Below are 12,877 nucleotides of genomic sequence, written 5' to 3'. Positions count from 1 at the left end.
AGGCGGGGCCGCTTTGCGGCCCATTCGCAGCACAAGGCTGCTCCTACAGGATTGGCACTGGTTTCAGGTGCGCCGCTTTCCCTGTAGGAGCAGCCTTGTGCTGCGAAAGCGTCAGCCCAGGCGCTGCAACCCTTCCAGGCAAGTCGCCAAGTGGTAGGGCGTAGTCGAAGGCATATCATGCCGGCTGACACTGCCTTGCCCATCCCGGCACTCATACCAGCCCGCCTCACGCAGGAACCGCGTTTCCAGAGCCTGCAACTGCCCGGCAAGCTTGCTCTCGCCCCCTGTCCGCAACACCAGCGCCCGCAGGTACTCTGCCTGCGCCCAGATCCGCTGGGTGGCGTCGAGCACCTGGCCATCCACATCCAGCATCGCCAGCACAGCGGCATCCTTCACCCCGTATTGCTCGGCGTAGCCGAAAGCCCGGTCGATGGACGCATGCAGCGGCGTATCTCGCAGCAGTGGCGAGGTATGCAGGAGGTAGAACCACTCGAACTGGTGCCCCGGCTCGAACCAGTTATCCACAGTGCCGCGTGGCTTTTCCAGCATCAGGCCGTGGGCGGGGTCGATGAAGTGTTCCTGCAGCGCGCCGCACAGGTGCAGCAACGACTGCTGGACATGCTTGTCGTCACGCACCGCCAGCACCTGCAGGAAGGCTTCGGCCAGGTGCATCTGTGGGTTTTGCAGCGGGCCGCTGCCAAGGTCTGCCCAGTCTTCAGCGAGGCTGGCTTCGTACAGGCCGTCGTCGCGGGCGAACTGCTGGTCGATGATGTCCAGCGCGGCGTTCAGCGTGGACTCCACCAGGTTTTCACGCACCTTGCCCCAGTAGTGCGCACAGGCGAAGACGATGAACGCGTGGGTGTAGAGGTCCTTGCGCCGGTCCAGCGGTTTGCCCTGGGCGTCGATGCTATAGAACCAGCCGCCGTGTTCGGCGTCGTGGAAGTGCTTCTGCAACGAGCGGAACAAGGCCGCCGCACGCTCGGCTGCGCCCGGTTGCCCGATGCGGCTGCTGAACAGGTAAAGCTGACGCGCGCAGGCCATGGCCCGGTAGCGCTGCACCGGCAATGGCTGGTGTTGGGCGTCCAGTGCCTCGTAAGGCAGGGCCATGTCGGCGTTCCAGCCCGGGCCTTGCCACAACGGCACGATGCGTTCGGCGAAGTGCTGGTTGAAGCGGGCCAGTTCGGGCAGGGTGGGGCGGGGGTCGGACATTTCGGCGCTCGTCGCTGTCGGGCAGGGCGCAATGGTAGCAGAACTGGGTTGTGGGTAGCCTGTGCCGGCCTCTTCGCGGGTGAACCCGCTCCCACAAGTACGGCACCGGACCTGAGGGAAGCGCAATACCTGTGGGAGCGGGTTCACCCGCGAAGAGGTCAGTACAGGCTACCGATCAGCTCGGGTTGCCAAGCCCCTGCCATTGCCGCGCCCCTACGAAGATGAAGCGCAACTGCTGGGTGATCTTTTCCTGCGGCGTCAGCGCCTGTGGATAACCCGCTTCGGGGCTGTCGATAAGCTCGGGCAGGGTGGCGAACACGGTCTTCACCACCAGGTCGGCCATCACCGCCAGCGCGGCGCTGTCCAGGTGCTGCCAGCGCTTCATCCGCGCCAGGTCGGTGGCCAGGTCGTCGCTGATGTCCTGTCGCAGGCGGGCGATGGCCTGGCGTACGGCCTGCGAACCGCCGTACTGCTCACGGGCGAGGAACAGGAACTGCGCACGGTGGGCGGCGACCACGTCAAGGAAGATGCGCACCGAGGCGTCGGTGATGCCGCCCAGTTCGAATTCGTTGTGGCGCACCAGGCGGATGGTCTGGCGGAAGGTGGTGTCGACCTCGGCAACCAGGGCCAGGCCCAAGGCGTCCATGTCGGAAAAATGCCGGTAAAAACCGGTGGGTACGATGCCGGCCGTCTTTGCCACTTCGCGCAGGCTGATACTGCCGAAACCACGGCCACTCTCCATGAGCTGGCAGGCAGCATCGAGCAGGGCCTGGCGGGTCTGTAGCTTCTGTTCGGCGCGCGGCAGCATGGTGCGGGCTTCTATGGCGGTAAGGCTGGGCACTCTAGTTAAAAAAACAAAGCCCGGTCAATGGACCGGGCCTGGAGGGGAGCTGGCGTTGTGACATAGGTTGTTCTTTTCAGTCATGGCGATCAGCTCACACGGCTGATTTCAACCAGGCGATCGGAACCACCCTCGGCAACACGGCCAGTACGTTCGATCAGGCGATCGGAGCCACCTTCGGCAACGCGGCCAGTACGTTCGATCAGGCGATCGGAACCACCCTCGGCAACGCGGCCAGTACGTTCGATCAGGCGATCGGAACCACCCTCGGCGACGCGGCCAGTACGTTCGATCAGGCGATCGGAACCACCCTCGGCGACGCGGCCAGTACGTTCGATCAGGCGATCGGAACCACCCTCGGCGACGCGGCCAGTACGTTCGATCAGGCGATCGGAGCCACCTTCGGCAACGCGGCCAGTACGTTCGATCAGGCGATCGGAGCCACCTTCGGCAACGCGGGCACTACGTTCGAACAGGCGATCAGCACCACCTTCAGCAACGGTCTTCAGCGGCTGGGCGATTTCAGCAGCGCTGGAGCGCGATTCGGCGGTCAGGTGTTGCTCGTCGGCTGGTAAGGCAAAAGCGTTGGCAGCCAGGATGGACAGGGTCAGGGTCAGCAGATGGCGTTTCATGATTTCGGTGCTCCTCTCGGGGGCTGGAAAGTGGGTACGGAGCCAATGCTACGCCGCGTAACGCCAGAGAGAAGTTCATACGGGTAATGGTAACAATCGACCGTATTGATAGAGATTTAAAACTGCTCTAGAAAGCGCTTTACAGAACGTTAGATGGCAATTTGATGGCGCTTTTTGCAGGTAACACGTACGGTCTGGCGCGACGATTTGCTGAGCAAAAGGCCAGAAAAAACATCGCTATCATGGCGCCATCGATAAAACCCCACGGGTTTTCATCAGTCCGAGATATTGAGTGCCACCGCTGCACCTGTTCTGTGCCATACCGCAAGGAGAATCACGCAATGACGCGTCCCGCCAGAATCCTCGTCTGGACCTTCACCAGCCTGCTGACCCTGCTGGCGATCCTGGTGGTGGTGATTGCCACCTTCGACTGGAACCGCGTCAAGCCCCTGCTCAACGAGAAAGTCTCCGAGGCCCTGCAGCGGCCCTTCGCGATCAATGGCAACCTTGCCGTGGACTGGCGCACCGAACCAGAAGAGGGGGGCTGGCGTGCCTGGGTGCCCTGGCCGCACTTCATTGCCGAAGACCTGACCCTGGGCAACCCCGAGTGGCTCAAGGAACCGAAGATGGTCGGCCTGGAGCGCGTGGCGTTCCGCCTGGCGCCGCTGCCGCTGCTGTTCCAGCAGATCAGCATCCCGCGCATCGACCTCACCAAGCCTTCAGCCAGTCTCACCCGCCTGGCTGACGGCCGCGCCAACTGGAACTTCGACTTCGGCCCCAAGGATGAAAACGCAGAGCCTTCCAAATGGCAGCTGGACATTGGCGCCATCGGCTTCGACCAGGGCAATGTCAGCTTCGATGACCAAACCCTGAAAACCAGCATGAAGGTGCAGATCGACCCGCTGGGCAAGCCTGTCCCGTTCAGCGACATCGTCGGCAAGGCCAGCGCCGAGAAGGCCGGTGCCGCGCAGGACTATGCTTTCGGGCTCAAGGCCCAGGGCCGCTACAAAGGCCAGCCGGTGTCCGGCACCGGCAAGATCGGCGGCCTGCTGGCCCTGCAGGACGCCAGCCAGCCGTTCCCGCTGCAGGCTGACGTGCGCATCGCCGACACCCATGTGGTGCTCGCCGGCACCCTGACCGACCCGCGCAACCTCGGCGCCCTCGACCTGCGCCTGCGCCTGTCCGGGGCCAGCCTGGGCAACCTCTACCCGTTGACCGGCGTAACCTTGCCCGACACCCCGGCCTATTCCACCGACGGCCACCTCAGCGCCAACCTCCACGCGGCGCAGGGTGCGACCTTCAATTACCAGGGTTTCAACGGCAAGATCGGTGACAGCGATATCCATGGCGACCTGGCCTTCGTTGCCAGCCAGCCACGGCCCAAGCTGTCCGGCAACCTGGTGTCCAACCAGTTGTTGTTCAAGGACCTGGCACCGCTGATCGGTGCCGACTCCAACGCCGAGCAGAAAGCCCGCGGTGGTGCCAGCAAGCAGCCGGAGGGCAAGGTGCTGCCAGTGGAAGAGTTCCGCACCGAGCGCTGGCGCGCGATGGACGCCGACGTCACCTTCGCTGGCAAGCGCATCGTGCACAGCGCGCAACTGCCGTTCAACGACCTGTCGGCCCACGTGATCCTGGAGGACGGCCTGCTGCGCCTGGAGCCCCTGCGTTTTGGCGTGGCTGGCGGCAACCTGGCTTCCAGGATTCGCCTGGATGGCCGCAACGTACCGTTGCAGGGGCGTGCCCGGCTGACGGCGCGGGGCTTCAAGCTCAAGCAGTTGTTCCCCTCCTTTGCGCCGATGCAGACCAGCTTCGGTGAGTTGAATGGCGATGCCGATATCACCGGCCGGGGCAACTCGGTAGCCGCCTTGCTGGGCACCGCCAATGGCGACCTGCGCATGCTGATCAACGATGGTGCCATCAGCCGCAGCCTGATGGAGATTGCCGGGTTGAACGTGGGCAACTATGTGGTCGGCAAGCTGTTTGGCGATGAGGATGTGAAGATCAACTGCGCAGCGGCTGACGTGGGTATCAAGGATGGCCTGGCGACCACGCGCCTGTTCATCTTCGATACCGAGAACGCGATCATCTACATCAACGGCACGGCCAATTTCGCCACGGAGCAGCTGGACCTGAAAATTACCCCCGAGTCGAAAGGGTTGCGGCTGTTCTCGCTGCGCTCGCCGCTGTATGTGCGCGGGCCGTTCGCCAAGCCCAGTGCCGGGGTGCAGGCGGTGCCGCTGGCATTACGCGGAGCGGGAATGGTGGCGTTGGGCGTGGTTGCCGGGCCGGCGGCGGGGTTGCTGGCGCTGATTGCGCCTAGCAGCGGGGATGATCCCAACCAGTGCACGCCGCTGTTGCAGCAGATGAAGGCGGGCAAGGCGCCGGCGGTGGTGAAAAGCAAGAAATGATGGGGCCGCAACGCGGCCCCCTGCGCTTACAACCCTTGCAACAGGTCGGACATATCGTCCGCGTGCTCTTCTTCCTGCGCGAGGATGTCTTCAAAAATCCGCCGCGTAGTCGGATCTTTATCCCCGATGTACCGAATGATCTCGCGATAGCTATCGATGGCGATCCGCTCCGCCACCAGGTCTTCCAGCACCATCTCCTTCAATGAAGTGCCCGCCACATATTGGGCATGGGACCGCTTGCTCAAATTGTCCGGGTTGAAATCCGGCTCTCCACCCAACTGCACGATCCGTTCGGCAAGCTTGTCGGCGTGTTCGGCTTCCTGGTTGGCATGCTCGAGGAATTCATCGGCAGCCACGCTGGCCTTGATGCCGCTGGCCATGAAGTAGTGACGCTTGTAGCGCAGCACGCAGACCAGCTCTGTGGCCAGTGAATCATTGAGCAGGCGCAGGATCTGTTGGCGATCAGCATCGTAACCCTCGGTCACCGCACCTTGCTCGACATGCTGACGGGCACGTTCGCGCAGGGTTTGTACATCGGTCAGTTCATTCGCATTCATGTTCATCTCCTGGAACATCAGGGTGGTCATGGATATGGCCTGGAAGGCTTAGGCGCCGTGGACGGCGTCGCTGTCTTCTTCGCGTTGTTTGCAAGTCTTGAAGCCCTTGGCGTCGACATGGCCGGTGGCGTCGAAGCGCACGTAGTAGGGCTGCTGGTGGCCATCGTGGTTGAGGATGTAGTCGTTGCAGGTGCCGCCATGGGGGAGGTCGATGACGTTGGACGGGCTGCCGCCGATGGCGATGACTTTCTGCATGGTCATGCCTTTTTCCACCTGCTTGACCAGCGGTTCGTCGCGGTAGGTGACGTAGTCCACCGGGTTTTCCGGGCGGCTGCCGCAGGCGACGAGGGTGGCGCTTGCCAGAAGGATTGCCAGGGTCTGCTTGTACATGGTCCCGCTCCTTGCAAAGGGTCTGTGTGGTTTGGAACCGCAGCGCGCGGCGGGAGTTCGATTGCGATGGTCATCAAGGCCGCTGTAGTGTTGGCCGGTCGTCCACGGAAAGGGGCTGGGGCAATGCAGCAGGAATTGGCCACGCGATACCCGTTGGTGCTGGTGCCGGGCATGCTCGGTTTTGTCCGGGTAGTGCTCTACCCCTACTGGTTCGGCATCGTGCCGGCCCTGCGCCAGGGCGGGGCGCAGGTGTTCCCGGTGCAGGTTTCGCCACTGCATTCCAGCGAGGTGCGCGGCGAGCAGTTGCTGGCGATCATCGAAGACATCTGCCTGCGTACCGGAGCGGAAAAGGTCAACCTCATCGGCCACAGCCAGGGCGCCCTGAGCGCGCGCTACGCGGCTGCCAGGCGGCCTGGGCGGGTGGCTTCGGTCACTTCGGTGGCAGGGCCCAACCATGGCTCGGAACTGGCCGACTACCTGGAACGCACGGCACCGGGCGATTCCCCGCAGGGGCGCATCCTGAAGGCCGTGCTGCATGGCTTGGCCGTGCTGCTGGTGTGGCTGGAAACCGGCTGGCGCCGTGACCCGTTGCCGGTGGATGTACACGCCTCGCACCAGTCACTGACCAGTGCAGGTGTGGCGCTGTTCAACCAGGCTTATCCACAGGGGTTGCCAGACACCTGGGGCGGGGAGGGGGCCTATGAGGTCGATGGCGTGCGTTATTACTCCTGGTCCGGCACCTTGCAGCCCGGCCTGACCGACCAGCGGCGCAACCGTTTCGACGGCAGCAGCCACTTCTGCCGCCTGTTCGCGCGCAGTTTCGTCAAGGAAAAGGGCTATTGCGACGGAATGGTCGGGCGCTTCAGTTCGCACCTGGGGCAGGTGATCGGCGATGATTACCCGCTCGACCACCTGGATATCGTCAACCAGTCGCTTGGTGCGGTGGGCAAGGGTGCCGAACCGGTGCGGCTTTTCACCGAACATGCCGCCCGGCTCAAGGCGGCAGGGCTCTAGCGACGGATCGGTGTGGTCCAGCGCTCGGCCAGCACCACGCCCGCCAGGGTCAGCAGGCCGCCGACCAGGTGATAGCGGGCCAGCTGCTCATCGAGCACCACGGCGGCGATCAGTGCCGTGACCAGCGGCAGCAGGTTGAAGAACAGCGTGGTGCGGCTGGGCCCCAGGCGGTGCACGGCCTGCATCCACACCAGGGGCGCGATCATCGAGGCCAGCACGCAGGCGTACAGCACCAGGCCTACGTTGCGGCTGTTCAGGCCAGTCTTGTCCGACAGCACGAACAGCGGCAGCAACACGACGATGGCTACCAGCACCTGCAGGTACAGCAGCTGCATCGGCGGCAGGCGCAGCTGCCATTTCTTCAGCAGGAAGCTGTACAGCGCGTAGGCCAGTGTGGCCACCAGCATCAGCAGGTCGCCGCTGTTCAAGCCTTGTTGCAGCAGGCTGGCGGGGTGGCCGGCGCTGACCACTTCAAGCACGCCGAAAAATGACACCAGCGCGCCCAGCAGGGCACCGTAGCTCAGGCGCTGGCCCAGCCAGGCGATGGACAATGCCAATGACATCAGTGGCATCAGCGAAAGGATGATGCCCATGTTGGTGGCGCTGGTGATGCCGGCGGCAAAGTAGGCCAGGCTCTGGTACAGCGCCATGCCCAGCACGCCCAGCACGAAAACCTTGCCCAGGTGCGGGCGAATGGCCGCGCGATTGCGCCACACGGCGGGCAGCAGGAACGGGGTGAACAACAGCGCGGCCAGCAGCCAGCGGTAGAAGCCGATCTCGGCGGGGTGGATGGCGCCGGCGGACATCTTGGTGACCACGGTGTTGCCGGCCCATATCAGGATGGCGGTCAGGGGGAACAGGTAGTTCATGTAGCGGCTTACTCGTTTTGGACTGATTGGGGCTGCTTTGCAGCCCATCGCGACATACAGGTATCGCACAGGCCCGGAAGGCAACGCGGGTCCCTGTAGGAGCGGCCTTGTGTCGCGATGGCCTGCGCAGCAGGCCCCGATGGCAGCCATTATCAACTGTCTGTCCACAAGCCTATACTCCTATCCAGACAACCCACCCCGCAAAGCAGACAGCATGCCGCGCAAATACCTCGATATTCCCCAGTTCACCCGGCTCCCGGCCGCGGTGTACTTCCGCCACGACGAGTTCGGTGCCGACACCCGCAGCGCCCTGCATCGCCACGCCTGGGGCCAGCTCAACTACACCGCCCACGGCGTGATGCACCTGGAGGTAGCTGGCCAGCACTTCCTGTCGCCGCCGCAATACGCCGTGTGGGTGCCGCCCGACACCGAGCATGGTTGCTACAACCCGCAGGCCATCGTCTACCGTTCGGTCTACCTGGACCGCAGCCTGTGCGCCGCACTGCCGCAGCAACCGTGCAGCCTGATGATCAGCGACATCCTCAAGGCCATCCTCGCCGACTTCGCCCGGCGCGACCTGCGGGTGGCCGAGGGCGAGCGCGACCAGCGCCTGGCGCAGGTGCTGCTCGACCAGCTGCTGCTGGCGCCAACTCAGGCTTGCTACCTGCCGTTTGCCCACAGCGAGGGCTTGCGCCAGGTGCTCGATGCCCTTGGTGCCGAGCCGGGCGACAACCGCCCGCTGGGCGAATGGGCCGCCCAGATTCATGTCAGCGAACGTACTTTGGCCCGGCAGTTCCTGCGCGAGCTGGGCATCAGTTTTGGTGAATGGCGGCTGCGCCTGCGCTTTTTGCGCGCCATCGAGGCGCTTGAAGCCGGCCAGCCGATCCAGGCCATCGCCTTCGACCTCGGCTACAGCAGCGCCTCGGCGTTCATCGCCATGTTCCAGCGCCAGGCCCAGTGCACGCCCGAGCAATACCGTCGCCAGGCACGGGCAGGGCGTTGAGAATTCTTGGCTACACTCAGCTCGACCCCCGTGCATCGGGCGCGGAGCCAAGGAGATACTCCATGAAAGTGCTGCAAATCCCCTTACTGGTATTGGCGGTGTTGTTCAGCGCACAAGGCTTCGCCGCCAATACCGCGCAGCAGGAAAAGATGAAAACCTGCAACGCCGACGCCACCGCCAAGGCCCTCAAGGGCGATGAGCGCAAAGCTTTCATGAGCACCTGCCTGAAGAAGGATGTGCCACAAACCCAGCAAGAGAAGATGAAAACCTGCAACGCCGACGCCACCACCAAGGCCCTCAAGGGTGACGAACGCAAAGCGTTCATGAGCGACTGCCTGAAGAAGAAATGACCTGCGCCTATGCCTGCAGACGTAAGGCTGGCAGACTGCGGGTCTTTCCCGTTGTCTGCCGTTGAGGCTGTATGACCTTCACCCCCCGCCAGGTCACCCTGGCCAGCTGGATCATCGTATTTGCCGGCCTGTTGCTGGCGTTGCCCCTGAAATTGCTGCCAAGCCTGCTGGCCGGCCTGCTGGTGTTCGAGCTGGTCAACATGCTCACGCCGCGGCTGCAGCCGCTGCTCGCCGGGCAGCGCGCCCGGTGGCTGGCTGTGGCGCTGCTAGGCACGCTGGTTGTCAGTACCCTGACCTTGCTGTTTGCCGGTGCCTTCAGCTTTTTGCTGCACGAGGCGGAAAACCCCGGGGCCTCGCTGGACAAGTTCATGGCCCTGGTGGAGCGCGCCCGTAGCCAGCTGCCGCCGTTCATCGAAGGCTACCTGCCGGCCAGTGCGGCGGAGTTCAAGGTGGCCATCGGTGACTGGATCAAGAGCCACCTGAGCGACCTGCAGCTGGTGGGCAAGGGTATGGCGCACATGTTCGTCACCTTGTTGATCGGCATGATCCTCGGTGCCATCGTCGCCTTGCAGCGCATCCCCGACATATCCCGGCGCAAGCCGCTGGCAGCGGCGCTGTTCGAGCGCCTGAGCCTGCTGGTGAAGGCGTTTCGCAACATCGTCTTCGCGCAGATCAAGATTTCGCTGCTCAACACTACGTTCACGGGTATCTTCCTGGCCGTGGTGCTGCCGATGTTCGACGTGCACCTGCCGCTGACCAAGACGCTGATCGTGCTGACCTTCCTGCTGGGCCTGCTGCCGGTGATCGGCAACCTGATGTCGAATACCCTGATCACTATCGTCGGCCTGTCGCTGTCGATCTGGGTGGCGGCGGCGGCGCTGGGTTACCTGATCGTCATCCACAAGGTCGAGTACTTCCTCAACGCGCGGATCGTGGGCGGGCAGATCAGTGCCAAGTCTTGGGAGCTGCTGCTGGCGATGCTGGTGTTCGAAGCGGCATTCGGGCTGCCTGGGGTGGTGGCGGGGCCGATCTACTATGCCTACCTGAAGAGTGAGCTGAAGCGGGCCGAACTGGTCTGATTCTTTATTGACCAGTACCGGCCTCTTCGCGGGTAAACCCGCTCCCACAGGTATGCCACTTCTCTCAAGACTTGCGGGGACCCTGTGGGAGCGGGTTTACCCGCGAAGAGGCCGGCACAGGGGAAAGGGATGGCTCAGGCTACGCCGTAGCGCTTGCGCGCCTCGATGGCCAACCCGCTACCAATGCTGCCAAAGATGTTGCCTTCCACATGCCGCGCATTCGGCAGCATCGCCGACACGCTGTTGCGCAACGCCGGAATCCCGCTGGAACCGCCGGTGAAGAACACCGTATCGACCTGGGTCTCGCTCACTCCAGCCTTGGCCAGCAGTTCGCTCACGCTACCACGCACCCGCTCCAGCAACCCTTCGATAGCCCCCTCGAACAGCGCTCGAGACAGGTCCACGCCCAGATCGCGCTCGATGCGGCCTAGGTCGACGTGGCGGCTCTGCTGTTCGGTCAGCTCGATCTTGCTGGCCTCCACTTCCATCGCCAACCAGTGGCCGGCACGCTCTTCGATCAGTTTGAACAGGCGGTCGATGCCCAACGTGTCCTCGATGTCATAGCGCATGCTGCCCAGCGCCAGCTGAGACTTCTGCGAGTACAGGGCGTTGATGGTGTGCCAGGTGGCGAGATTGAGGTGATAGCTGGTTGGCATCAGCGCGCCGCTCTTCATGCGGCTGCCGTAGCCGAACAGCGGCATCACGCCCTGCAGGCTCAGCTGCTTGTCGAAGTCGGTACCGCCAATGTGCACACCGCCGGTGGCGAGGATGTCGCTCTGGCGCTCGGCGACCAGGTGGCGCTCGGGCGACAGGCGGATCAGGGTGAAGTCCGAGGTACCACCGCCGATGTCGACGATCAGCACCAGTTCTTCGCGGCTGATGCTCGACTCGTAGTCGAAGGCCGCGGCAATCGGCTCGTACTGGAAGGAAACATCCTTGAAGCCGATCTTGCGCGCCACTTCGGCCAGGGTGTCCTCGGCCTCCTGGTCGGCGGCAGGGTCTTCGTCGACGAAGAACACCGGACGGCCCAGCACCACCTGCTCGAACTCCCGCCCGGCAGCGGCCTCTGCGCGTTTTTTCAGCTCGCCGATGAACATGCCCAGCAGGTCCTTGAACGGCAGGGCGCTGCCCAGCACGCTGGTATCGTGCTTGATCAGCTTGGAGCCCAGCAGGCTTTTCAGCGAACGCATCAGGCGGCCTTCGTAGCCTTCCAGGTACTCGTGCAGTGCCAGGCGGCCATATACCGGGCGACGCTCCTCGATGTTGAAGAACACCACAGAGGGCAACGTGATCTTGCCGTCTTCCAGGGCAATCAGCGACTCGGCGCCTGGGCGGTGCCAGCCGACCGTGGAGTTGGAGGTGCCAAAGTCGATGCCCAGGGCGCGGGCCGGGGATACGTCAGACATGGGGAATGAGCTTCCGGAGGCAAAACGGCCGCGCAGTGTATGCCAGTTGGCTACAGAATCAAGACCGATCGTCTGCCATGGAGCAACCCCAAGGTGGTCTTGAAAGGCTATGCTTGACCCCTATCTTCTCTTGCAACACGCACATTCACATTGGTGATCCATAGATGGACTTCAAAGACTATTACAAGATACTCGGCGTAGAGCCCGCGGCGGACGAAAAGGCGATCAAGGCCGCGTACCGCAAGCTGGCGCGCAAGTATCACCCCGATGTCAGCAAGGAGCGCGACGCCGAGGAAAAATTCAAGGAGGCCAACGAGGCCTACGAAGTACTGGGCGACGCGCAGAAACGTGCCGAGTACGATGAAATCCGCAAGTACGGTGGCCAGCATGGCCGGCCGTTCCAGGCGCCACCGGGCTGGGAGAACCGTGGCGGTGGTGGCGGCTTCGAAGGCGGTGATTTCTCCGACTTTTTCAGCTCGATCTTTGGTGGCCGGGGGGGCAACCCGTTCGGTGGTGCCCGGCAGCAGCAACGCAGCGCCGGCAGGCGGGGGCAGGACGTGGAGCTAGAACTGGCGGTATTCCTTGAAGAGACCCTGAGCAAGGAGTCCAAGCAGATCAGCTTCCAGGTGCCGCAGACCAATGCCATGGGCCAGCGCACCGGCTTCACTACCAAGACTCTGAACGTGAAGATCCCGGCCGGTGTGACCGACGGCGAGCGTATCCGCCTAAAGGGCCAGGGCGCGCCGGGCAGTGGTGGCGGGGCCAATGGCGACCTGTTCCTGACCATTCGCATGGCACCGCACCCGCTGTTCGATGTCGAAGGTCATGACCTGATCATCACCGTGCCGCTGGCACCGTGGGAGGCAGCACTGGGCGCCAAGGTGGCCGTGCCGACCCTGGACGGCAAGATCAACCTCACCATCCGCCCCGACAGCCAGAGCGGCCAGCGCCTGCGCGTACCGGGCAAGGGCCTGGCCAACAAGAGTGGCGAGCGTGGCAACCTTTACGCGCAACTGAAAGTGGTCATGCCACCAGCATCCGACGAGTCTGCCCGCGAACTGTGGACCAAGCTTTCCGAGAAGGCTGCGTTCAACCCGAGGACACAATGGAGTAAGTGAT

At 63.4% G+C, this 12,877-nt stretch carries 13 protein-coding genes; 6 read left to right on the top strand and 7 right to left on the bottom strand.

Annotation, left to right across the window (positions count from 1 at the left end):
• Positions 1-111: 111 nt before the first annotated feature.
• From E5221_RS25265 to E5221_RS25255, 3 genes are all read right to left on the bottom strand, one after another.
• The gene (locus tag E5221_RS25265; protein WP_247846612.1) at positions 112-1,209 is read right to left on the bottom strand and encodes an AGE family epimerase/isomerase; all 1,098 of its coding nucleotides are present in this window, start codon (positions 1,207-1,209) and stop codon (positions 112-114) included.
• A 175-nt stretch (positions 1,210-1,384) separates the two neighbouring features.
• Positions 1,385-2,017: a TetR family transcriptional regulator gene (locus E5221_RS25260; RefSeq protein WP_247846611.1), complete on the bottom strand. Its 633-nt coding sequence runs from the start codon at positions 2,015-2,017 to the stop codon at positions 1,385-1,387.
• A gap of 122 nt (positions 2,018-2,139) precedes the next feature.
• On the bottom strand, positions 2,140-2,682 hold the full coding sequence (locus E5221_RS25255) for a phage infection protein (protein WP_247846610.1): 543 nt from the start codon (positions 2,680-2,682) through the stop codon (positions 2,140-2,142).
• Positions 2,683-3,023: 341 nt separating this feature from the next.
• On the opposite strand from E5221_RS25255, the gene E5221_RS25250 reads away from it, so the two are divergent.
• On the top strand, positions 3,024-5,090 hold the full coding sequence (locus E5221_RS25250; protein ID WP_247846609.1) for an AsmA family protein: 2,067 nt from the start codon (positions 3,024-3,026) through the stop codon (positions 5,088-5,090).
• A gap of 26 nt (positions 5,091-5,116) precedes the next feature.
• On the opposite strand, the gene E5221_RS25245 is transcribed toward E5221_RS25250, so the two are convergent.
• Both E5221_RS25245 and osmE read right to left on the bottom strand, forming a co-directional pair.
• Positions 5,117-5,647: a ferritin-like domain-containing protein gene (locus E5221_RS25245; protein ID WP_015271981.1), complete on the bottom strand. Its 531-nt coding sequence runs from the start codon at positions 5,645-5,647 to the stop codon at positions 5,117-5,119.
• Between the two features lie 48 nt (positions 5,648-5,695).
• Positions 5,696-6,037, bottom strand: coding sequence for an osmotically-inducible lipoprotein OsmE (osmE, locus tag E5221_RS25240; RefSeq protein ID WP_003258245.1), 342 nt, complete (start codon positions 6,035-6,037; stop codon positions 5,696-5,698).
• Positions 6,038-6,160: 123 nt separating this feature from the next.
• On the opposite strand from osmE, the gene E5221_RS25235 reads away from it, so the two are divergent.
• Positions 6,161-7,051, top strand: a complete 891-nt coding sequence (locus tag E5221_RS25235; RefSeq protein WP_015271979.1) for a triacylglycerol lipase — start codon at positions 6,161-6,163, stop codon at positions 7,049-7,051.
• On the opposite strand, the gene E5221_RS25230 is transcribed toward E5221_RS25235, so the two are convergent.
• The gene (locus E5221_RS25230) at positions 7,048-7,920 is read right to left on the bottom strand and encodes a DMT family transporter (RefSeq protein ID WP_039613530.1); all 873 of its coding nucleotides are present in this window, start codon (positions 7,918-7,920) and stop codon (positions 7,048-7,050) included. The two genes, E5221_RS25235 and E5221_RS25230, sit on opposite strands and share 4 nt — an antisense overlap.
• Positions 7,921-8,134: 214 nt before the next feature.
• Here E5221_RS25230 and E5221_RS25225 point away from each other — a divergent pair, with 214 nt between their 5' ends.
• From E5221_RS25225 to E5221_RS25215, 3 genes are all read left to right on the top strand, one after another.
• Positions 8,135-8,923 carry a helix-turn-helix transcriptional regulator gene (locus E5221_RS25225; protein WP_013974400.1) on the top strand — a complete coding sequence of 263 codons (789 nt, stop codon included), beginning with the start codon at positions 8,135-8,137 and terminating at the stop codon, positions 8,921-8,923.
• Between the two features lie 62 nt (positions 8,924-8,985).
• Positions 8,986-9,273, top strand: a complete 288-nt coding sequence (locus E5221_RS25220; RefSeq protein ID WP_003258250.1) for a PsiF family protein — start codon at positions 8,986-8,988, stop codon at positions 9,271-9,273.
• Positions 9,274-9,344: 71 nt separating this feature from the next.
• On the top strand, positions 9,345-10,352 hold the full coding sequence (locus E5221_RS25215) for a hypothetical protein (RefSeq protein ID WP_015271976.1): 1,008 nt from the start codon (positions 9,345-9,347) through the stop codon (positions 10,350-10,352).
• 134 nt (positions 10,353-10,486) lie between these two features.
• On the opposite strand, the gene E5221_RS25210 is transcribed toward E5221_RS25215, so the two are convergent.
• Positions 10,487-11,758 carry an Hsp70 family protein gene (locus E5221_RS25210; protein WP_013974398.1) on the bottom strand — a complete coding sequence of 424 codons (1,272 nt, stop codon included), beginning with the start codon at positions 11,756-11,758 and terminating at the stop codon, positions 10,487-10,489.
• Positions 11,759-11,922: 164 nt separating this feature from the next.
• Between E5221_RS25210 and cbpA the strand changes: the two genes are divergently transcribed.
• Complete coding sequence (cbpA, locus tag E5221_RS25205; RefSeq protein ID WP_013974397.1) at positions 11,923-12,876, top strand: curved DNA-binding protein; 954 nt, start codon at positions 11,923-11,925, stop codon at positions 12,874-12,876.
• The last annotated feature ends 1 nt before the right edge of the window (position 12,877 follow it).

The organism is Pseudomonas sp. A2, from assembly GCF_023100865.1.
Classification (GTDB): domain Bacteria; phylum Pseudomonadota; class Gammaproteobacteria; order Pseudomonadales; family Pseudomonadaceae; genus Aquipseudomonas; species Aquipseudomonas asiatica.
The sequence above is the reverse complement of the archived record's forward strand: the minus strand, read 5'-3'. Positions and strand labels throughout refer to the sequence as shown.